24 protein-coding genes are annotated in these 20842 nt (G+C 65.0%); 11 read left to right on the top strand and 13 right to left on the bottom strand.

Features of this window, described 5'->3' with window-relative positions:
- Positions 1–28: 28 nt before the first annotated feature.
- From HOP51_RS14940 to ltnD, 8 genes are all read right to left on the bottom strand, one after another.
- Positions 29–1303 carry a TRAP transporter large permease gene (locus tag HOP51_RS14940; RefSeq protein ID WP_234274703.1) on the bottom strand — a complete coding sequence of 425 codons (1275 nt, stop codon included), beginning with the start codon at positions 1301–1303 and terminating at the stop codon, positions 29–31.
- Positions 1300–1887: a TRAP transporter small permease gene (locus HOP51_RS14935; protein ID WP_234274702.1), complete on the bottom strand. Its 588-nt coding sequence runs from the start codon at positions 1885–1887 to the stop codon at positions 1300–1302. The genes HOP51_RS14940 and HOP51_RS14935 overlap by 4 nt, the downstream gene beginning before the upstream one ends.
- Before the next feature lie 73 nt (positions 1888–1960).
- On the bottom strand, positions 1961–2959 hold the full coding sequence (locus HOP51_RS14930) for a TRAP transporter substrate-binding protein (protein WP_234274701.1): 999 nt from the start codon (positions 2957–2959) through the stop codon (positions 1961–1963).
- Positions 2960–3023: 64 nt separating this feature from the next.
- The gene (gene denD, locus HOP51_RS14925; RefSeq protein WP_234274700.1) at positions 3024–3989 is read right to left on the bottom strand and encodes a D-erythronate dehydrogenase; all 966 of its coding nucleotides are present in this window, start codon (positions 3987–3989) and stop codon (positions 3024–3026) included.
- Positions 3990–4043: 54 nt separating this feature from the next.
- Positions 4044–4838: a 2-oxo-tetronate isomerase gene (otnI, locus tag HOP51_RS14920; protein ID WP_234274699.1), complete on the bottom strand. Its 795-nt coding sequence runs from the start codon at positions 4836–4838 to the stop codon at positions 4044–4046.
- Positions 4839–4874: 36 nt separating this feature from the next.
- A complete protein-coding gene (otnC, locus tag HOP51_RS14915) occupies positions 4875–5522 on the bottom strand; it encodes a 3-oxo-tetronate 4-phosphate decarboxylase (RefSeq protein ID WP_234274698.1) in 648 nt (215 codons plus the stop codon).
- On the bottom strand, positions 5519–6814 hold the full coding sequence (otnK, locus tag HOP51_RS14910) for a 3-oxo-tetronate kinase (protein WP_234274776.1): 1296 nt from the start codon (positions 6812–6814) through the stop codon (positions 5519–5521). The genes otnC and otnK overlap by 4 nt, the downstream gene beginning before the upstream one ends.
- A gap of 2 nt (positions 6815–6816) precedes the next feature.
- On the bottom strand, positions 6817–7746 hold the full coding sequence (gene ltnD / locus HOP51_RS14905) for an L-threonate dehydrogenase (RefSeq protein WP_338073049.1): 930 nt from the start codon (positions 7744–7746) through the stop codon (positions 6817–6819).
- Between the two features lie 176 nt (positions 7747–7922).
- On the opposite strand from ltnD, the gene HOP51_RS14900 reads away from it, so the two are divergent.
- From HOP51_RS14900 to HOP51_RS14885, 4 genes are all read left to right on the top strand, one after another.
- Positions 7923–8951 (top strand): LacI family DNA-binding transcriptional regulator, encoded by a 1029-nt coding sequence (locus HOP51_RS14900; RefSeq protein ID WP_234274697.1) that lies wholly within the window; start codon positions 7923–7925, stop codon positions 8949–8951.
- Between the two features lie 132 nt (positions 8952–9083).
- The gene (locus tag HOP51_RS14895; RefSeq protein WP_234274696.1) at positions 9084–9233 is read left to right on the top strand and encodes a hypothetical protein; all 150 of its coding nucleotides are present in this window, start codon (positions 9084–9086) and stop codon (positions 9231–9233) included.
- Positions 9196–9507 (top strand): cupredoxin domain-containing protein, encoded by a 312-nt coding sequence (locus HOP51_RS14890; RefSeq protein ID WP_234274695.1) that lies wholly within the window; start codon positions 9196–9198, stop codon positions 9505–9507. The genes HOP51_RS14895 and HOP51_RS14890 overlap by 38 nt, the downstream gene beginning before the upstream one ends.
- Before the next feature lie 78 nt (positions 9508–9585).
- The gene (locus tag HOP51_RS14885; protein ID WP_234274694.1) at positions 9586–10275 is read left to right on the top strand and encodes a TVP38/TMEM64 family protein; all 690 of its coding nucleotides are present in this window, start codon (positions 9586–9588) and stop codon (positions 10273–10275) included.
- Positions 10276–10279: 4 nt separating this feature from the next.
- On the opposite strand, the gene HOP51_RS14880 is transcribed toward HOP51_RS14885, so the two are convergent.
- Positions 10280–11203 carry a LysR family transcriptional regulator gene (locus HOP51_RS14880; RefSeq protein WP_234274693.1) on the bottom strand — a complete coding sequence of 308 codons (924 nt, stop codon included), beginning with the start codon at positions 11201–11203 and terminating at the stop codon, positions 10280–10282.
- 104 nt (positions 11204–11307) lie between these two features.
- Here HOP51_RS14880 and HOP51_RS14875 point away from each other — a divergent pair, with 104 nt between their 5' ends.
- Together HOP51_RS14875 and HOP51_RS14870 are read left to right on the top strand one after the other, a co-directional pair.
- Positions 11308–12192: an alpha/beta fold hydrolase gene (locus HOP51_RS14875; protein WP_234274692.1), complete on the top strand. Its 885-nt coding sequence runs from the start codon at positions 11308–11310 to the stop codon at positions 12190–12192.
- A 10-nt stretch (positions 12193–12202) separates the two neighbouring features.
- Entirely contained in the window at positions 12203–13279 is a 1077-nt protein-coding gene (locus tag HOP51_RS14870; protein ID WP_234274691.1) for a tartrate dehydrogenase, read from the top strand.
- Between the two features lie 101 nt (positions 13280–13380).
- Here HOP51_RS14870 and wrbA read toward each other — a convergent pair whose 3' ends face one another.
- Together wrbA and HOP51_RS14860 are read right to left on the bottom strand one after the other, a co-directional pair.
- Positions 13381–13980 (bottom strand): NAD(P)H:quinone oxidoreductase, encoded by a 600-nt coding sequence (wrbA, locus tag HOP51_RS14865; RefSeq protein WP_234274774.1) that lies wholly within the window; start codon positions 13978–13980, stop codon positions 13381–13383.
- A gap of 146 nt (positions 13981–14126) precedes the next feature.
- The gene (locus HOP51_RS14860) at positions 14127–15026 is read right to left on the bottom strand and encodes a class I SAM-dependent methyltransferase (protein ID WP_234274690.1); all 900 of its coding nucleotides are present in this window, start codon (positions 15024–15026) and stop codon (positions 14127–14129) included.
- A gap of 215 nt (positions 15027–15241) precedes the next feature.
- On the opposite strand from HOP51_RS14860, the gene HOP51_RS14855 reads away from it, so the two are divergent.
- From HOP51_RS14855 to HOP51_RS14835, 5 genes are all read left to right on the top strand, one after another.
- A complete protein-coding gene (locus tag HOP51_RS14855; protein ID WP_234274689.1) occupies positions 15242–16255 on the top strand; it encodes a succinylglutamate desuccinylase in 1014 nt (337 codons plus the stop codon).
- Between the two features lie 211 nt (positions 16256–16466).
- Positions 16467–17237 carry an ABC transporter ATP-binding protein gene (locus HOP51_RS14850; RefSeq protein ID WP_234274688.1) on the top strand — a complete coding sequence of 257 codons (771 nt, stop codon included), beginning with the start codon at positions 16467–16469 and terminating at the stop codon, positions 17235–17237.
- A 10-nt stretch (positions 17238–17247) separates the two neighbouring features.
- The gene (locus HOP51_RS14845) at positions 17248–17949 is read left to right on the top strand and encodes an ABC transporter permease (protein ID WP_234274687.1); all 702 of its coding nucleotides are present in this window, start codon (positions 17248–17250) and stop codon (positions 17947–17949) included.
- 1 nt (position 17950) lies between these two features.
- Positions 17951–18682: an ABC transporter permease gene (locus tag HOP51_RS14840; protein ID WP_234274686.1), complete on the top strand. Its 732-nt coding sequence runs from the start codon at positions 17951–17953 to the stop codon at positions 18680–18682.
- A gap of 123 nt (positions 18683–18805) precedes the next feature.
- Complete coding sequence (locus HOP51_RS14835; protein ID WP_234274685.1) at positions 18806–19570, top strand: transporter substrate-binding domain-containing protein; 765 nt, start codon at positions 18806–18808, stop codon at positions 19568–19570.
- Between the two features lie 94 nt (positions 19571–19664).
- Here HOP51_RS14835 and HOP51_RS14830 read toward each other — a convergent pair whose 3' ends face one another.
- Entirely contained in the window at positions 19665–20279 is a 615-nt protein-coding gene (locus tag HOP51_RS14830; protein ID WP_234274684.1) for a C39 family peptidase, read from the bottom strand.
- Between the two features lie 13 nt (positions 20280–20292).
- Positions 20293–20748 (bottom strand): Cd(II)/Pb(II)-responsive transcriptional regulator, encoded by a 456-nt coding sequence (gene cadR, locus HOP51_RS14825; protein ID WP_234274683.1) that lies wholly within the window; start codon positions 20746–20748, stop codon positions 20293–20295.
- Positions 20749–20842: the final 94 nt, after the last annotated feature.

The following is a 20842-nucleotide window of genomic DNA, read 5'->3' as shown; positions in this document are numbered from 1 at the left end:
GTTCCTCGAGCGAAGCCTCGTTTCTTCGCTAATAGACCAGCCATACCAAGCCCATGGAGATCCACGGCAGGTAGGTAATCGCCACCAGGCAAGCCAACACCACCAGTACGAAACGCGCCAACCAGGGCAGCATCTGGTCGATGGATATCCTGGCCACCGCACAGGCGGCAAACAGATTGACGCCCAGCGGCGGGGTGATCATGCCGAGTGCCAGGTTGACCACCATGATCAGGCCGAAGTGCACCGGATGGACGCCAAACTGCATGGCGATCGGCGTGAGGATCGGCGCCAGCACCAGAATGGCAGCGGAGGTTTCGATGAACATGCCGACGAGCAGCAGCAGCACGTTGACCGCCAGCAGGAAGGTCATCGGGCTGTCGAACACCTGGGTGACCCAGCCGGCGATGTGGCCCGGCAGGCCGGTGCGGCTGATCAGGAAGCTGAACAGCGAGGCGGCGGCGATGATCAGCATCACCGCAGCCGTCGAGATCACGCTCTGGCGCAGGATCGGCCACAGGTCGGCGGCCTTCAGCTCGCGGTAGTAGAACCCGCCGACCAGCAAGGCGTAGAACACCGCCACCGCCGACGCCTCGGTGGGGGTGAACACGCCACCGTAGATCCCGCCGATCACCACCACCGGCATCAGCAGTGCCGCCCAGGCGCGCTTGAAGGAGACCACGAAGCTGATGCTGTCCTTGTGATCCTCCAGGCCGTAGCCGCGCACCTTGCAGAACAGGTAGAGAAACAGGATCAGCGCCATGCCGATCAGCAATCCCGGCCCCACGCCGGCCAGGAACAGCTGACCGATGGAGGTGTCGGTGCTGACGCCGAACAGGATCAACGGGATCGACGGCGGGATCAGCACGCCGAGTTCCGCCGAAGAGGCCTGGATCGAGGCCGCCAGCGGCTTGGGGTAGCCGTGGCGCACCATCGCCGGGATCAGGATGGCACCGATGGCGAAGGTAGTCGCCACGCTGGAGCCGGACACGGCGGCAAACATCATGCAGGTGAGCACGCAGGTCATCGCCAGGCCGCCCTGCACGCCGCCAACGATCGACTTGGCCAGATCCACCAGCCGCTGGGAGATGCCGCCCGCCGCCATCAGGTTGCCGGCGAGAATGAAGAACGGGATTGCCATCAGCGGGAACTTGTCGATGCCGATGAACATCTGCTGGGGCACCAGCAGCAGCGGCAGCCGGGTGAAGAACTCGATGCCGATGATCGAAGCCAGCATGATCGATACGGCAATCGGCACACCGAAGGCGAACAGGATGATCAGCGACAGGCCGATGACCAGATTCATGGGCGTGTCCCTCCCCGACGGGGAGCGTCGTTGCTTTCGGGTATCGTCTGCCTCGGGTCGTGCATTTCCACTTCCGGCGAGGCGTCGCCCAGGTCGGGACCAAGCGCCTCACGCCCGCTGAGCTGCGCCAGGAGTCGCGCCAGCACCGCCACCATGGCGAAACCGGCACCAACGGGGATCGCAGCATAGGCGTAGGCCATGGAGACGTTCATGCCCGACATGGTCTGGTTGCTGACCCGCTGGGTCATCAGGATGCCGAAGTGGATCAGCACCGCCAGCACCAACAGGCAGCACAACACGATGGCGATCTCCAATACTGGCAACAGGCGCCCCGGCACCACCTTGTAGATCGCTTCCACAGCCATCATGTAGCCGCCGCGGAAGGTCGCGGCGGCCGCCATGAACACGCACCAGATCATTGCCGTGCGTGCCGCCACCTCCGACCAGGTGGAGGGCGCATTGAACACGAACCGGGTCAGTACCTGATAGAAGCTGAAGGAGACCGACACCACCAGCATGACCACCGCGACCGCCATGGCCAGGCGCGTCAACTGACGTTCGAAACGAAGAAACAGGTCCACCATGAGCGCAAGATTCCTGCTGGCATGTCCCCGGCATCACGCCGAGGACATGCATGGAGATTTAGCGTGAGGAGCCTCAACAGCTACTGGCCTTCTCCTGCACCCTCTCCAGCATCTCGCTGCCATGCTGGTTGGTGAAGATCTCGTAGGCCGGCTCCACGGCCTGCTGGAAGGGGCCGATGTCGATCTCCGTGTTGACCGTCATGCCGTTCTCGCGCAGCAGTGCCACGCCCTCCTCTTCCAGGCGCGACACTTCGGCGCGGGTCGCCTCGGCGGAGGCGCGGGCGGCTTCGCGGAACCACTCGCGCTCCTCGTCGCTGAGCCCGTCGAGCAGCAGCGGTGAACCCAGTACGGCGGCCGGCGAATAGACGTGGCCGGTCAGCGAGAGATGATCCTGCACTTCCCAGAAGTTGGTGGCGACGATCACCGTGATGGGGTTTTCCTGGCCATCCACGGTACCTTGCTGCAGCGCCGTGAACAGCTCCGGGAAGGCCATCGGCGTGGGTCGCGCACCCAACTGGCGGAACGCCTCCTGGTGCACCTCGTTTTCCATGGTGCGTACCCGCAGCCCTTCGGCGTCGGCGGGGCTGGTCACTTCACGACGGCTGTTGGTGAGGTGGCGAAAGCCGTTTTCCGACCAGGCCAGGCCGGCCAGGTCGTGGTTGCTCATTTTCTCCAGCAGCTCGTCGCCGATCTCGCTGTCGAGCACGCAGCGCGCCTGGTCGTAGTTCTCGAACAGGAACGGCAGGTCGAGCACATAGGTTTCCGGCACAAAGTTGCCGAGTGGGCCGGTAGAGGTGATGACGACGTCGACGGTACCGATCTGCAGGCCCTCGATCATCTCCCGCTCGCCGCCCAGCGCGCCGGAAGCATACTCATTGACCACGAAGGCCCCGTCGCTGAGTGCTTCCAGCGTCTCCTTGAAAGCCTGGGCCCCCACGGCATAGTGGGAGGTGGAGGAGAGCGTATGCCCCAGGCTGACCTCCTGGGCCGCCTGGGCATTGACGGCCATCGCAGCGGCGCTGATACCACCGATGGCAACCGTCAGAGCATGGCGTACGAACTGCATTTTCATTGTTGTATCCTCTTCGTCGTGAAACACCTTGGTTGTTAATTGGCGACTTGTGTGCCGCTCTCTTCTAACCGCGCTCGTCGAGGAACGCCTCGACGATCTCTCGCAGGTTACGATCGCCGCTAAAGCCCAGCTCTCTCGCGCGGCGAGTCTCGAAGCGAGCCGGCCAGCTGGCGACGATCGCCTCGACCTGCGGGTCGCGTTCATGGCGCACTCGCGCCAAGGCCTCTTCCCCTGCCACCTGGCGCAGGGTTTCCAGCATCTCGGCCACGCTGACGGTGATACCGGGCAGTATGAAGGCGCGAAACGGCGCCAGCGCCTCGCCTGCCACCTCGGCAGCATGCACCAGTGCCTCGATCACCTTGCCTGGCGACATCACGAACATGGTCAGCTCGGTGGGTACGGGGCACACGGCCTCCTCGCCATTGATTGGCTCGCGCAGAATGCTGGAGGCGAAGCTCGAGGCAGCGGCGTTGGGCCGCCCCGGACGCACGATGATGGTCGGCAGGCGCAGCACGCAGCCATCGACCAGGCCGCGCCGGCTGTAGTCGTTGATCAACAGCTCGCACATCGCCTTCTGGGTGCCGTAGGAGTTCTGTGGCTGCAGCGCGGTCATGTCGTCTAGCACCGCAGGCAGTTCGCCGCCATAGGCCGCCACTGAACTGGCCATCACCAATCGGGTGGTGCTCAGCCCACGTTCACGGCAGCCTTCGAGCAGCATCCGGGTAGCGTCGAAATTGACCCGCATGCCGAGTTCCAGGTCCGCCTCGGCGGCGGAGCTGACCACCGCCGCCAAGTGATAGATCACGCGTGGACGTGCATCGAGCACGATGTCGATTTCACCGGGCTCGGTGATGTCCATGGCCATGGATTCGACATCGACCTCTCCAGAGTCGGCGGGCAGCGGAGCCTCGTCCTGGTCGATCAGCGTCAGGCGGTGAATGGGCTGGCCCTGGAGTTCGCCGCGCGCCAGCAGGCGGGCGACGAGGCGTTGGCCGAGGAAGCCGGCGGCGCCGGTGATGACGATATGCATGGGTCTCGTGTCCGTCTTGTCGTTGTCGTTGTCGTTGTCGAGCGAACCGGCCGATCAGCCCGCAAGCCCGTAGTGGCGTCCCCAGGACAGGCCCTCGCGTGTGCCCGCCGCAGGGCGGTACTCGCAGCCAACCCAGCCTGCATAGCCGAGCCGCTCGAGCTGGGCGAAGATGGCCGGATAATGCACCTCGCCGACATTCGGTTCGTGGCGCTCCGGCACGCCGGCGATCTGAACATGGGCAATGGCGGAGAACTGCCGCTCGAGGTGGCGGATCAGGTCGCCTTCCATGACCTGGCAGTGGTAGAAATCGAACTGCAGCCTGAGGTTGTCGGCGCCGACCTCCTCGAGCACCGCCATGGCCTGGGCCTGGCGTGAAAGAAAGTAGCCCGGCATGTCGCGGGTATTGATCGGCTCGATCAGCACCTCGCGCCCCAGTCTGGCAGCCTCGGCGGCGGCAAAGCGCAGGTTCTCCATGTAGGTGGCGCAGTGGGCGTCTAGGGTGTCACTGTCGGCGCCTTCCGGCAGCCGCCCGGCCATGGCATGCAGGCGTGGACAGCCCAGCGCCTCGGCATAGCGCAGCGCCTCGATCACCCCATCGCGAAACTCCGCCTCGCGCCCGGGCAGGCTGGCCAGGCCGCGCTCACCGGCCTGCCAGTCACCCGGCGGCATGTTGAACAGCACCTGCTCGACGCCGCTCTCCCGTAGTGCGCTTGCCAGCGCCTCGGGGGCGTGAGCATAGGGGAACAGGTACTCCACGCCGCGAAAGCCCGCTTCGGCCGCCGCCTGGAAGCGGTCGAGGAAGTCGTGCTCGGTGAACAGCATGCTGAGATTGGCGGCCAGTCGTATCATCGCTCGTGTCTCGTGTCCTTGGGTCGTGTAGCGGCGTCAGTCACGGGGAAAACGGGCCTCGAGTTCAGCGACCTGCTCGGGCGTCAGCCCGCGCGGATTGTGGCCGCGCAGCAGCAGGTAGAGCTTGGCGGTCTCCTCCAGCTCCTCGGTGGCGTAGACCGCCGCCTCCAGGTTCTTGCCCGCCACCACCGGACCGTGGTTGGCCAGCAGTACCACGCTGTGCTTGCCGGCCAAGCCGCGCACGGCATCGCCCAATGCCGGATCGCCAGGTATGTGGTAGGGCACCAGGGGCAGGCGCCCCACCCGCATCACATAGTAGGCGGTCAGTGGCGGAATGCAGTCGCAGGGGTCGATATCGGGCAGGCAGGACACCGCCACCGAGTGCGTCGAATGCAGATGCACGATGGCGCCGGACTGCGGCCGCTCGTCGTACATGGCACGGTGCAGGAAGCTCTCCTTGGTCGGCGCGTCGCCGTCGAGCAGGCGCCCGTCACGGTCGAGGCGCGAGATACGCGCCGGGTCGAGCCGCCCCAGGCAGGCATTGGTCGGCGTCATCAGCCAGCCGCCATCGTCCAGGCGCACGCTGATATTGCCGCTCGAGCCCATGGTCAGGCCGCGGTCGAACAGCGACTTGCCAAGCGTGGCGATCTGCTCGCGCAGGCGATTCGCGTCGTGGACGCTCATGGCAGCACCTCGAAAGCACGCAGGAAGAAGTCCTCACCGCCGAAGTTGCCCGACTTCAGCGCCAGCGACAGTGGCGCCTCGTGTTCGGCAAGCGTGGTCTGGGTCCAGGGCACGCCGGGGTCGATCTGCTCGCCGATACGCAGGGCACGCACGCCCAGCGCCGAGACCACGGCACCGGAACTCTCGCCGCCGGCCACCACCAACCGCCCCACACCCTCATCGACCAGCGCCACCGCCAGCTCCCCCAAGGCCTGCTCGACCAGCTCGCCGGCACGCTCGCGGCCCAGCGCCTGCTGCGCCCGGCTCACGCGCTCGGCCTCGGCCGAAGCGTAGACCAACACCGGACGCCCACCGGCCAGGTGGCGGCGGACAAACGCCAGCGCCTGGCGCAGATGCTCGGGTCCCTGGGCCAGCATCAGCGGGTCGAGGGGAAAACCGGGAAAGCGTGTGAGAAAGGCATCGACCTGGGCCAGGGTGGCGCGCGAGCAGCTGCCCGAAAGCACCAGGGCGTTGCCCGAAGCCGGCGCCAGAGCCCCTGCCGCCGAGACCTCCCCCAGCCAGCCACGGTGACGATACTGGGCCGGCAAAGCCTCGCCCAGCCCCGAGCCACCGGAAACCAGCGGTAGGTCGACCGTCGCTTCCGCCAGCGCCGCCAGGTCGTTGCGATCCAGGGAGTCGCAGATCACCTGACGCACCCCCTGTGCGGCCAGTTCTTCGAGCTGCCTGCTGACGGCAGAGGCGCCCTGGGCCAATGTCGACCACGGCAACAAGCCCACGGGATACCGGCTCTGGCGCGACAATACCCGCACCAGATCGGCATCGCGCATGGGCGTGAGCGGATGGTGCTGCATGCCGCTCTTGCTGAGCAGGCGGTCGCCGACGAACAGATGGCCCTGGTAGACGGTGCGCCCGTTGGCCGGAAAGGCCGGCACCATCACGGTGAACGGCGCCTCGAGGCGCTCCAGCAGGGCTTCGCTGACCGGGCCGATGTTGCCGGCATCGGTGGAGTCAAAGGTGGAGCAGTACTTGAAGTAGAGCTGGCGAGCCCCCTCGGCGCGCAGCCATTCCAGCGCCCGTAGCGAATCGCGAACGGCCTCCGTCGGCGGGCACGAGCGCGATTTCAGCGCAATCACCACCGCGTCGATCTCGTCCGCGCCTTCGATCAGCTCACCGAGCTCCTGCTCAGGTACGCCGATCAGCTGCACGCAGCGCATGCCACCTCGCACCAGGTTGTTGGCCAGGTCGGTGGCTCCGGTGAAATCGTCGGCAATGGCGCCCAGCACGATCGCCATCTTCACTGCCCCCCGTCGTTGGCGGCCTCGGGCAAGACGATACCGGAAAGACGCTGATAGACCTTGATCACCGCCGAGTCGTCCTCGCGACCGAAGCCGACGCCCCTGGCGGCGGTGAACTGCTGCAGGGCGCTGGCAGCGATAGGCGTGGCCATGGCCAGCTCGCGGCCAGTCTCGTGCACGATGTTGAGGTCCTTGACGAAGATGTCCACCGCCGAGAGCGGGGTGTAATCGCCTTCGAGGATGTGCGGCACGCGATTCTCGAACATCCAGGAATTACCGGCGGATTGGGTGATCACCTCATACACGCGGCGCGGCTCCAGCCCCATGCGAATACCCAGCGCCACCGCTTCGGCAGCGGCGGCGATATGCACCCCGGCGAGCAGCTGATTGACCAACTTCATGCTCGAGCCGATACCGGGCGAATCGCCCAGTCGATGGACGGTCGCGGCCATGGCGTCGAGCACCGGGCCGGCCTTGGCGAAGGCCTCCTCACTACCCGACGCCATGACCGAGAGTTGCCCCGCCCGGGCCTTGACCGCCCCGCCGCTGATCGGGGCATCGAGCATCAGCAGATCGCGCTCGGCCAGGCGTGCTCCCAACCGCTCGGCCAAGCTCGGCGCCACGGTAGCGCACTGGATCACCAGCCCACCCGGCGCCAGGGCGTGGGCGAGCCCCTGCTCGCCGAACAGCACTTGCTCGACCTGAGCGGCATTGACCACCACGACCAGCACCACGTCGCACTGCTCGGCCAGCTCGGCGGGGTTGGCCGCGCAGCGCCCGCCGACACTCTCGAAGGCACGACGTGCCGCTGCGGACACGTCGCAGCCCACGACCGTCAGGCCGCGCTCGTGCAATGCAGTCGCCGACCCCAGGCCCATCGCACCGAGGCCGATGACACCCACTCGCGGCTTGGTCGTGCTGTCGCTCACCTGCTGCCTCCCGCCGCCGTGCGGCCTCGCTCTACCCATCGATGTCTTTTACTCAGCAATGACTCAGTGACTGAACTAGAGAGTGGCCATTGGTGTTAGCGCTATCATGTTAGCGCTATCATGGTTGTAGATGATTTAATGGAGCCCAGCAAGAAGGCGCCAGGAGGATGCGACCAATGTCTAATGAAGCCCACTCGCCACGCCGACGCCGCGGCTCGGAGCAGCCGACGCTCAAAGAGGTAGCGGAGGCCGCCGGCGTCTCGGCGATCACCGCCTCACGCGCGCTGAACCACCCAGACCAGGTCAACGAGCGCACCCGCGCGCGGGTACTCGAGGCCGTGGAACGACTGGGCTACGTGCCCAACCTGGTGGCCGGTAGCCTGGCGTCGGCACGCTCGCGCTTCATTGCCGTCATCGTGCCTTCGCTGGCCAATACCGTCTTCATCGAGGTGATCCAGGGGCTGCAGGAAACCTTCGAGGCCCAGGGCTACCAGATCCTGCTGGGCAATACCGACTACGACACCAAGCGCGAATACCAGCTGGTGCGCACCTTCCTCGGCTGGTCCTGCTCGGCGCTGGTGACCGCCGGCCTGCGCCACAGCCAGGCCTGCCGTACCCTGCTCGCCAATTGGGACAAGCCGATCATGGAGGTCATGGAGCTGGGAGAGGCACTGGATCTCAACGTGGGGTTGGACCATACCGAAGCTGGGCGCTGCATGGCTCGCCACCTGTTGGAGCGGGGCCATCGCCAGGTGCTCTTCGTTGGCGCCCGCCTGGAAAGCGACTATCGCGCAGGAATGCGCTACCACGGCCATCGCGAGGTGCTGGAACAAACCGGTCTCGCAGCACCGCTGATCGAACTCGACCATGGCGGACTGGATGCCGGTGCTGCGGGGTTGACGCGTGCACTGGAAAAACATGGCGATGTCAGCGCCATTCACTTCGCCAACGACGACCTGGCCACCGGCGCCCTGCTGCACGCCCAGCGGCTCGGCATTCGCGTACCCCACGAGCTGGCCATTGCCGGGTTCAATGGGCTTCCCATCGGCCAGCACATCACCCCGCGCCTGACCACCATACGCTCACCGCGCCAGCACATGGGGCAGCTCGCCGCGTCCGAAGTGATACGCCGCCTGGAAGGCAAGCGAATCCAGCGCCTGCAGCACGATGTCGGCTTCGAACTGCTGATCGGCGAGAGTACGTAGTCTCTTGAACCTTACGCAAGTATGCTGGCCGCAGGCCCACCATGCCTTCCACGGCCCTGCTATGTTGATTAATAAAGGCGCCTCGGAGGCTGTGCCGCCCGAGGCCTTGCTAACCGCAACAGGCGGCATTCGATGCACATTGCGATTCTCACTCGCCGCGCATCGCTGGCGCTACTCATCGCCATGGGGCTGGCCGGGAGCCAGGCATGGGGCGACACCTCGAGCGAGGCGGTGCCTGTCGCCGATGATGGCGTGCAGCGGGATCACCCTGGTCGGCGGTAGCTACTACTTCGAGCCCGCGCATATCGTAGTGAGGGCTGGCGTGCCGGTGGAACTGCAGGCGCGCCGGCGTCCCGGCCTCGCTCCTCACAACCTCGTGATCCGCTCTGCCGCGATGGGGCTCGATATCGCGGCCTCACTGACGACCGAGCCGACTACGATCCGCTTTACCCCCGAGGTACCGGGACGCGTCGAGTTCTATTGTGATGAGCGTCTGCTGCTTCTCCCCAGTCACCGTGACCGCGGCATGGGCGGTGTACTGGAGGTAGTCGAGTGAACCATACGGCCTTCCCGATTTGGCCGTAGCGAACGGCCCCGCCTATGCTGAAACCACGCCCCTGCGCAGGCCGCCCGCATGTCCCGCAAGGTCCTCCTCGTCCTCGCCGCCCTGGTAACGCTCACCCTGTTGGGGTTCCTGTGGCAATGGCTGGCCGCGCGCGACATGTTCGACGCCAACACGCTCTTCACCATGCTGCAAGGCTCGTTGGCCTGGCGCGACCAGCCCTGGGCCGGCGCTGTGGTGGTCGTCGTCTTCGTCGTCGCCTCACTGGTACTGTTTCCGCTGAGCGTGCTGGTAGTGCTGGCGGGACTGATCTTCGGTTCCGTGTGGGGCTTCGTCTACTCGCTCATCGGTACACTTCTCGGTGCCGTCGCCACCTTCTGGGTGGGTCGCTGGCTGGGACGTGACGCCCTGCTACGCTATGGCGGTACACGGCTGGTCAGCCTCTCTCGCTACCTGGCAGGACGCGGCGTGCGCACCATGACCGTGCTCAATCTACTGCCCCTGGCCCCCTATACGCTGACCAACCTGCTCGCCGGCGCTTTTCACATTCGCTTTCGCGACTACATGCTGGGCACTTTCATCGGTGCCACGCCGGGACTGGCCGGCATCATCCTGCTGAGCAGCCAGCTCGGCACGCTGCTGACCGCCGAGGATCGCCGTGAGCTGGCCTGGGCGGCAGGCGGCATCGTCGCGGGTCTCGCCCTGCTCTACGGGCTCAAACGTTACGCCGACGCCCGTCAACGGCGGCGACGCCGCCACTGACGGGTCAGGGGACGTCGCGCATCGCAGGCACCCGGCCCGGCATGCCCTCTTCGAGAAACGCCACGAAGGCGCGAATGCGCGCCGGCACGTGGCGCCGTTGCTGGTAGACGGCATGAAAATCGGCACGCACCCCGCGCCACCCGGGCAGCAGCTCGACCAGCCGGTCATGTGCCAGATGATGGTGGATGTCCCACCAGGAGCGCAGCGCAATACCGTGGCCGTCGAGGGCCAATTGCACGATGACTTCGCCGTCATTGCTGGCCAGCGGGCCGGCTACCTTGACCGCTTGCTCTTTCCCACTGTCGCTGCGGCGATGAAAACGCCATACGGCGTAATCGCTTTCGTTCTCGCGCAGTATCAGACAGGGATGGGTGGCGAGATCGGCAGGCGACGCCAAGGACGCCATGCGTGCCACGTAATCGGGAGAGGCACACAGCACCCGCCGGTTGGCGAGGATACGTCGCGCCACCAGGCGCGAATCGGGCGGCTCCCCTACGCGAATCCCAACGTCGAAGCCCTGCTCACCCAGGCTCAACGGATAGTTGGAGAGTTCCAGTGTCGCCTCGACGCCCGGATGCCGTGCACAGAAGGCCGACAGCAGCGGCGCCACGTGACGGCGGCCGAAACCGAAGGTGGCGTTGACCCTGAGCGGTCCCGAGAGAGCTGCCTGCTGCTCGCCCAGCGCCTCCTCCAGTTCGGCCAGTTCCTCAAGGATGGCCGCCCCGCGCTCCAGATAGCGCTCACCCTCGGCAGTCAGCGACAGGCGCCGCGTGGTACGGCTGGCCAGTTCCACGCCCAGGCGGGCTTCGAGCTGCTTGAGCCGCTTGCTCACGGCCGACAGCGACAGGCCCAGGTCGCGCGCCGTGGCCGTCAGACTGCCGGCACGCGCCAGTTGCTGGAAGAAGACCAGATCATCAAGCTGAGCCATGTCATTCTCCACTCTCGTTCAACAATGGCTTTCCATTCAGCCCGATTATCTCCACGAAGCCAAGGGCTAGACTGGGGGACAGTCAGGATTCGGAGGAAGCACTCATGTTCGAGGGATTCCGTACGTTCGACATCGCCCACGGCGACATTCGCATCCACGGCCGCGTCGGCGGCTCGGGGCCACCTCTGCTGTTGCTGCACGGCCATCCCCAGACCCACGTGATCTGGCATCGCTTGGCCGAGCCACTGGCAAGCCGCTTCACCGTGGTGGCCACCGACCTGCGCGGCTATGGCGATTCATCCAAGCCACCCGGCGAGCCGGATCATGCCAACTACAGCAAGCGAGCCATGGCCGACGACCAGGTCGCGGTCATGCGCGCACTGGGTTTCGAACGCTTCTTCCTGTGCGGCCACGATCGTGGCGGGCGCGTCGCCCATCGCCTGGCCATGGATCACCCCGCGGCAGTACAGAAGCTGATGCTGCTCGATATCGCCCCCACGCTTGCCATGTACGAGCAGACCGACCGCACCTTCGCCACCGCCTATTTCCACTGGTTCTTCCTGATTCAGCCCTCGCCGCTGCCGGAGATCCTGATCGAGGCCTCGCCCGCCGACTACATCACTCGCACCATGGGCGGGCGGCATGCCAGCCTCGACGCCTTCGACCCGTCGGCCATTGCCGAATACCAGCGCTGCCTGGCCCAGCCCGGCGCGGCTCATGCCCTGTGCGAGGACTACCGTGCGAGCAACGGCATCGACCTGGAGCACGACCGCGCCGACCGGACAGCGGGACGCCGTATCGCCTGCCCCATCAGCGTGTTGTGGGGCAAGCACGGCATCATCGAGCGATGCTTCGACCCGCTGGCGGAATGGCGTGCCGTGGCCGAACGGGTCGAGGGCGAAGCCCTGCCCTGCGGCCACTATATCCCCGAGGAAGCGCCGGAAGCGCTGTATTCGCGCATGATGCAATTCATGACCACCCCCACCTGAGGATTCGACCATGACCCATCGTATCGCTGTGATTCCCGGCGACGGCATCGGCAACGAAGTGATGCCGGAAGGCCTGCGCGTGCTCGAAGCCGTTGCCAAGCGCTTCGACATCGACCTGGCCTTCGAGCACTTCGACTTCGCCTGCTGCGACTACTACGCCAAGCACGGCAAGATGATGCCCGACGACTGGTTCGAGCAGCTCAAGGACTTCGACGCCATCTTCTACGGCGCGGTGGGCTGGCCCGACACGGTGCCGGACCACATCTCGCTGTGGGGTTCGCTGCTACAGTTCCGCCGCCAGTTCGATCAGTACATCAACCTGCGCCCATGCAAGCTGCTGCCTGGGATCAAGAGCCCGCTGGCCGACCGCAAGCCCGGCGACATCGACTTCTACGTGGTGCGCGAGAACACCGAGGGCGAGTACTCCAGCGTCGGCGGCAAGATGTTCGAGGGCACCGAGCGCGAGGTAGTGATCCAGGAGACGGTGATGACCCGCCACGGCACCGACCGGGTGCTCAAGTTCGCCTTCGAGCTGGCGGCTTCCCGTCCGAGAAAAAAGCTTACCTCGGCCACCAAGTCCAACGGCATCGCCATCACCATGCCATGGTGGGACGAGCGGGTCGTGGCCATGTCGGGCAATTATCCCGAGGTCAGCGTCGACAAGTTTCACATCGACATCCTCACCGCCAACTTCGTCATGCACCCCGACTGGTTCGACGTGGTGGTGGCCAGCAACCTGTTCGGCGACATCCTCTCCGACCTGGGCCCGGCCTGCACCGGCACCATCGGCGTGGCGCCCTCGGCCAACATCAATCCCGAGGGCACCTTCCCCAGCCTGTTCGAACCGGTCCACGGCAGCGCCCCGGACATCGCCGGCAAAGGCATCGCCAACCCCATCGGTCAGATCTGGTCCGGCGCCATGATGCTGGAGCACCTGGGCCACAAGGAGGCCGCCGACGCCATCGTCACTGCCTTCGAAGCGGTACTCGCCGAGGCCGACCCGGCCGTGCTGACGCCGGACGTTCGCGGCCAGGGCAGTACCGAGAGCCTGGGTCGGGCTATTGCCAAGCAGATCGCCAACGGCTGACGGCGCTTCTCGTCGAGCGCTCGCCCCCCAATGCAAGCACCCCGCTGGAAACCCAGCGGGGTGCTTGTGGTTATCTATGTCACTTCAAGCCGACAAGGCGCTCAACCGAAGAGCTTGGCTGCTGTCTCGGCCACCAGCTTGCCTTGGTAGCGGGCGATGGCGACATCGTTATCATCAGGCTGGCGGGAGCCGTCACCCCCCGCCAGGGTGGAGGCGCCGTAGGGGGTACCACGGCTGATATTGTTGATGTCGAACTGCGCTTCGACACCATAGCCGATCGGCACGATCAGCATGCCGTGGTGGGCCAGGGTGGTCCACACCGAGGTGATGGTCAGCTCCTGACCGCCGCCGGTGCCGGTGGAGGTGAACACGCTGGCGACCTTGCCGCGCAGCTTGCCCTGGGCCCAGAGGCCGCCGGTCTGATCCCAGAAGGTGCGCATCTGGCCGGCCATGTTGCCGAAGCGGGTCGGGGTGCCGACGATGATGGCATCGTAATCGGCCAACTCGGCGGGAGAGGCGATTTCGGTGGTGTAATCCTGCTTGCCGCCGGCATTGGCGAAGGCCTCGGCGTTCATGGTCTCCGCCACGCGCTTGACGGTCACTTCCACGCCTGCCACTTCCTTGGCGCCTTCAGCAACGGCGTGCGCCATGGTGTCGATATGGCCGTACATGGAGTAGTAGAGCACCAGAACCTTGGTCATCATTCAATCTCCTGTGGAGGTGCGACGGTCCAGGCGATACCCGCCCGGCCCGAAGGGGATACAATGTCGAATCGGAAGAACTGAGTGACAGAATAGAGCGAAACGGCGTGAAGAAAAGCGAAGCTTTTCGTCGTGACGTTTCGATGTTATCGACGTTCCAGCCGCCAGACTCCCTGGAGCACCCGCACCTTGCCGGCCGCCAGGTTATCGCGCAGGTTGCGCCCCATCTGCACGAAGTCGCCGCCGAAGATCAGCGTGGGACCAGGTAGCGCAGATGGCTGCTGGCGAGTCTCGCCGGAGCCCTTCTCGCGCCGGCTGTGCTCCTGACGCCAGGCCAGGGCCGCCTGGGTGACGTCTTCGATGCTCAGCGGCTCGAAACCAGCCAGCGCCATCGCACGCTCGAGCTGCTGCCGGTTACGCAGATGGCTGGTATCGGGGGTACTCGCCCAAGGCACGGGCAGTCTCAGGGGCGCGGGATTGTCGCCAGCCACAACCTCATGCAGCAACACACGACCGCCGGGCACCAGCAGGCGATGCCATTCGGCCAGCACACGCGGTACCTGCGGCATGTTCATCAGCGCATGCTGGCACCAGATCACCTCGAAGCTATTCGCCGGTAGCGGCACACTGGCGGCATCGGCGCACAGGAAGCGGGTATGCCCGGCCAGCCCAGTGGCCGCGCTGAGCCAGCGCGCCACCTCGATGAAGCTTGCGGTGATGTCGACCCCGGCCACGTCGCAACCGAACTCAGCGGCTAGCAGCCGGCTCGTGCCTCCCGTGCCGCAGCCCACGTCGAGCACGCGCCCGCCTTTTTCGAGCCCACCCCGTACGGCCAGCGCACGACTGGCACTGCGCCCACCGAGATGAAGCTGATCGATACCGGCCACGTCATCCAGACTCAAGTGCTCCGGGTCGTGCCCCGCCGCCAGGAATGTCTCGCGCAGGCGAGCCAGCAGAGGCTGGCCTTCGTGTGCGCTAGCGGCATCGTAGTGCGCATTGAGCCGGCCAGCGTGTTCAGGCGTCATCTCGCCGAGGGCGGTTGGCATATCGAGGCTCCTCGCCATCAGGATCAGGAGGGTCCAGCATAGCCTTCGCCCGGTGCCGCCCCCATTGACCAAAGGTCGGCACGCCCAGTTTCAATATCGCACCCAGGCTTTCACCAGCCCGACGCTCGGGCTTGTACGTTTTCCCGGTGCGCAGGAAGGTGGCCTTGGTTTCACCCTCCTGCTCACTATCAACGACTCACTACCCCGGACACAGCATGTTGTCGGAATGGATCGAGCATAGCCTTGAAGATGTCAGCCCCAGATCGCGCAGCGGTCGGCTGCGCGGTGGCACCTACACCCTGCATGCACCGGGCATTCTCGAGCTGACCCCCAGCGAATGCCGCGAGACGGCACGCGCCTGCGTGGTGTCGGTGGGGATCCACGGCAACGAGACGGCGCCCATCGAGCTGCTCGGCGACTGTCTGGCCCGCATCGAAGCGGGCATGCTGCCACTGGGCGCCCCGGCGCTGATCATCCTCGGCAACCTCGAGGCCATCCGTCGCGCCAAGCGCTACGTAACCACCAATCTCAACCGACTGTTCCGCCGCGACCTCGACGAAACCGGCATGGAACCGGATCGCGCCCGTCAATTGATGAACGCCGTGGATGCCTTCTACGCCCGCCATCCCGGTCGCGAGCGACTCCACTACGACCTGCACACGGCGATTCGCGATAGCCGTTTCCCGCGCTTCGCCGTCGAGCCCTTCGCCGATACGGCCACGCTCCCCGAGCAGTGGCGCTGGCTGGCGGAAGCGAATATCCAGGCGGTACTGCACCAGCATCAGCACAGTTGGACGTTTTCGCACTACTCAAGGCACTACCATCAGGCCCAGGGCTTCACACTGGAACTGGGGCGGGTCAACCCCTTCGGCCACAACGATCTTACCCTGCTGGTACCGATGGCCCGGCTTATCGAAGCCCTACTGGAAGGACGCGAGCCGCCGGGGACCGATCCCGCGCGCATGGCGTTCTTCCGGGTCGCCCATGAGCTCCGGCGCCATTCTGCCGACTTTCGCTTATGCTTTCCCGACGATACGCCGAACTTCACTGAGTTCGCGCCCGGCAGCCGGCTCGCCGAGGATGCAGAGGCCGGCCCCTTCACCGTTGAGGGCAAGCCTCTCAGCGTGGTATTCCCCAATGCCGAGGTCGAGCTGGGTGCGCGTGCCGCGCTATTGGCCCGGCCGGCCTCACCGCCTGGCCACTGCATAGAAAAAAGTCAAAGCAGGTAGATGTTTCAGCAACTTTTCTCGATAGATAACAATAATCAGGAGTCTTTTGATGCATCCCTTGTCTCAGCTTATCGACCATCGTTTCATGATGCGGGCTTCGCCTCCCTCTGCCCAAAGCGCTCAGGCCTGTTAGAATCGCCCCTTTTTCGCGCCTGCCCGCTTGCACTGGCCCGTCGCTACAAGCGACTCGTCCCGATCTGGAGCCCGTCCCATGGCCGATACCCCGATTCCGCTCGAAGTGCGCAACATCAAGAAGCGCTTCGGCGATACCGAAGTTCTCAAGGGCCTCTCGCTCGAGGCCCGCAAGGGTGACGTCATCACCCTGATCGGAGCCTCCGGCTCCGGCAAGAGCACCTTCCTGCGCTGCATGAACCTGCTGGAGCAGCCCGACGAGGGCGACCTGATCGTCCATGGCGAGGAGATCCGCTTCAAGCAGACCAAGCACGGTCGCGAGCCGGCCGACTGGAAACAGGTCGTACGCATGCGCGCCAAGCTGTCGATGGTGTTCCAGAGCTTCAACCTGTGGTCGCACATGACCTTGCTCGAGAACGTCATCGAAGCGCCGATCCACGTGCTCGGCAAGCCGAAAAAGGAAGCCATCGAACACGCCCGCGCCCTGCTCGAGCGGGTCGGCCTCACGGCACGCGCCGACGCCTATCCGGCGCAGATGTCCGGTGGTCAGCAGCAGCGCGGGGCGATTGCCCGGGCACTGGCCATGGATCCCGAGGTGATGCTGTTCGACGAACCCACCTCGGCACTCGACCCGGAGCTAGTCGGAGACGTGCTCAAGGTCATGCGCGACCTGGCCGTGGAGGGTCGTACCATGGTCGTGGTGACCCACGAAATGGGCTTCGCCCGCGACGTTTCCAGTCAGGTGATCTACCTGCATCAGGGCCTGGTCGAAGAGGCTGGCCCGCCCCAGGACGTGCTGGTCAACCCCGCCTCGCCGCGGCTCAAGCAGTTCCTGGCGCCGAAGTACTGAGGGGACCACCATGCTCGATCTACACGGCTACGGCCCACGATTGCTGGAGGGCGCCGGCGTCACGCTGCAGCTCGCCGTGCTCTCGCTGATTCTCGCCTTGGCGCTGGGCCTGCTCACCGCCAGCGCCAAGATGTCGCGCAACTGGCTGCTGCACAAGGTCGCCACGCTCTACACCACGGTGATTCGCGGCGTTCCCGACCTGGTACTGATGCTGCTGCTGTTCTTCGGCGGCCAGATGGCACTGAATATCGTCACCGACGCCATCTATGACCGCACCGGGCTGGACTGGTACGTCAACCTCAACGCCTTCGCCGCTGGGGTGGTCACCATCGGCTTCATCTTCGGCGCCTACATGGGCGAGACCTTCCGCGGCGCCTTCATGGCCGTGGAGCACGGCCAGATCGAAGCCGGCAAGGCCTACGGCATGACGCCATGGCTGGTGTTCCGCCGCATTCGCTTCCCGCAGATGATGCGCCACGCCCTGCCGGGGATCTCCAACAACTGGATGGTACTGCTCAAGACCACCGCGCTGGTCTCGGTGATCGGGCTCTCGGACATGGTTCGCGTGGCCGCCGAGGCCTCTCGCGCAACGCACGAACCGTTCACATTCCTGATTCCCGTCGCCGCGGTCTACCTATTGATCGCCAGCGTGTCGGAGTGGATGTTCGCCCGGCTGCAGAAGCGCTACAACGTCGGCTTCGGAGGGCACTGACATGATCGATCTGACCTGGCTCAACGAGCTACTCGCCGACAACCGCATCTTCACTCCCCAGACCCTGGCCTACTACTGGGGAGGATTGGTCACCACCACCCAACTGGTATTCCTGTCGCTGGTGATTGGCCTGGTCCTGGCGATACCGCTGGCCATCGGACGCAGTTCGGGCCGTCGCTGGATCAGTCTGCCGATCTACGTCTATACCTATGTGTTCCGTGGCACACCGCTGCTGATCCAACTCTACATCATCTACTACGGCGTGGTGTTCTTCGACGGCATTCAGCAGACCTTTCTCTGGCCGATCCTGCGCGAGGCCTTCTATCCGGCGCTGATCGCCTTCACCCTCAATACCGCGGCCTACACCACCGAGATCTTTCGCGGTGCGATCAAAGCCACGCCGCGCGGCGAGATCGAGGCGGCACGGGCCTACGGCATGTCACAGAGCCTGATGATGCGGCGCATCGTGCTGCCCAGCGCCTTCCGCCGCGCTCTGCCGGCCTACGGCAATGAAGTGATCTTCATGCTGCATGCCAGCGCCATCGCCAGCGTAGTCACGCTGATGGATCTCACCGGCGCGGCTCGCTTCGTCTATGCGCGCTTCTACGCACCGTTCGAGGCGTTCCTGTTCGCCGCGGCGATCTACCTGTGCTTGACCTTCGCCATCCTTTACTTCTTCCGCTATCTCGAGAAACGGCTGCTGGCACACCTAAAGCCGCAGAGCGGAAATTGAGCAACGTCAAACAGACGTTGGAAAATCCGCGCTCTGGGACTTTCGGCTCAGGCGCGGCTGCGCTAAATTCAGGCGCGACGTCACCCAAAAGGTGCACGAACGACTACAAAAGGGAAACGAACGATGAAAAAACTGCTGACTGTGTCTCTGCTGGGCGTGGCCATTGCCGCCGGTACTGCCCAAGCCCGGGACTACGATCACGTGCGCTTCGGCGTCGACGTACCCTACGAGCCGATGGAGTATCGTACTGCCGAGGGTGAACTGACCGGCTTCGACATCGATCTCGGCAATGCGCTTTGCGAAGAGATGGGCGTTACCTGCGAGTGGATCGAGCAGGAGTGGGACGGCATCATTCCCGGCCTGCTGGCACGCAACTACGACGCCATCATGTCCTCGATGACCATCAACGACGAGCGCCGCCAGACCCTGCGCTTCTCCGACCCCTACATCACCATCCCCGGCGCCTGGTTCGCCCCCGCCGGTAGCGAGGTCGACGAGATCAATGAAGAGACCCTGGCAGGGAAAAGCATTGGCGTGCAGCGTGGCACCACCTTCGACGGCTATGTCACCGACAACTACGGCAGCATAGCCAACGTCAGCCGCTACTCCACCGCCGACGACATGGTGCTCGACCTTCAAGCCCAACGCCTGGACCTCGTCTTCCTGGAGTTCATCGTCGGTCAGGCCACGCTGCTCGAGAACGAGGACGGCGAATATAGCGTTGTAGGCGAGATGGTGACAGAGCCCGAGGAGTATTTCGGCGAAGGTTTCGGCATCGCCTTCCGCCCGCGCGACGAGGCCTTGGCCGAGCGCTTCAATGAGGCCCTGGCCACGCTGAAGGAGGACGGCACCTACGACGAGATCTACCAGCGCTACTTCGGCGAGTGATCCGACTCGTCCCGCGCCGCGCCTCCTGGGCGCGGCGCTCCCCTTCTACTCTCCACCGCTCTCTACCGTCGACTTTGCCCATGCTTCAGCGCGGCTAACAGCGCACCAGAATCCCGCGCCCAGCGAAGAAGCGCCCGAAGACTGAGGGCTCGAGGCGAGCATCCGCCTGATTCGCGCCGGGCAGCCCGGAGGGGTTATGGAAGCGCAGGCGTCCGCTCTCGTCGCGACCGAAGAGATAGACTAGGTGCCCACCCCGCTGTGGCGGGTCCTGCTCGGGTGTACGAATCGAAGGGTGTACCGAGGCGATGACGCGATGCCCCTGATCCAGCCAGTCGACGAGACGTTCGGCCCCGACGTGCTCCACGACCTCGGCCTCCAGCGCGTGACGCTCCCTCAGCAGTTGCACCAGGGGCCGATAGTAGAGCCCCTTGATGCCCGCCTCCGACACCACGTAGCCGCCGGCCTCCCGACATCTTTCGAGCAGCTCGAAGAGGGTCGCCCGCTCGCCTTTCAGCTCCTCAAGCAGCATCTTGGTACAGGCCATGCCACAGATATGCGAGGCCCAACGCGCATACACCTCGGCGCTGGGGGCACCGGACTCGACCCAACGCGGGTCATCGACAGCTTCCACGCGCCCGGCGAGCAGGTCGGGGATACGCTCGCTGGAAACCCATTGGGAGTAATAGGCAGGAATTTCCCTGTTCGACATCGGTGCCTCTCGATCAATGGTTCTTGTGCGGCCCCGGTACATGGCTCGGCTCCCGCGGTTTCATGAGTCTTTCCTCTGCCGACTGGGCCAGCTCCTGAAGAATGCCGCAGTGGCTGGAGTCGGTTTCGCCATTGCAGCGCGAACGCAGGATGGCCAGTGCCTCGCGCAGCGCCTGGAGCTGCTCGATGCGCGCCTCGACGTGGGCCAGGTGATCGTCGATCAGGCCATTGACCGCGTTGCACGGCTGGCGTGGGTGGTCATGGTAGTCGAGCAGGGTGCGAATCTCGTCGAGCGTCATGTCCAGCGTACGACAATGGCGGATGAAGCGCAGCCGCTCGACGTGGGGTTCGGCGTAGAGCCGGTAGTTGCCGCTCGAGCGTCCAGGTTCGGGCAGCAACCCCTCGCGCTCGTAGTAGCGGATGGTCTCTACCGGACAGCCGGTGCGGGCGGAAAGCTCGCCGATTTTCATGTGACCTCGCATGTCCTTCGGAAAACGCAAATATCCGGCAGCTTGACTCTGTAGTGGCTACAGGGTGTCTCATCAGCATATGCCATGACACGGA

It is taken from the genome of Billgrantia zhangzhouensis (assembly GCF_021404465.1).
GTDB lineage: Bacteria > Pseudomonadota > Gammaproteobacteria > Pseudomonadales > Halomonadaceae > Halomonas > Halomonas zhangzhouensis.
This window is presented reverse-complemented; position numbering and strand designations above follow the sequence as displayed.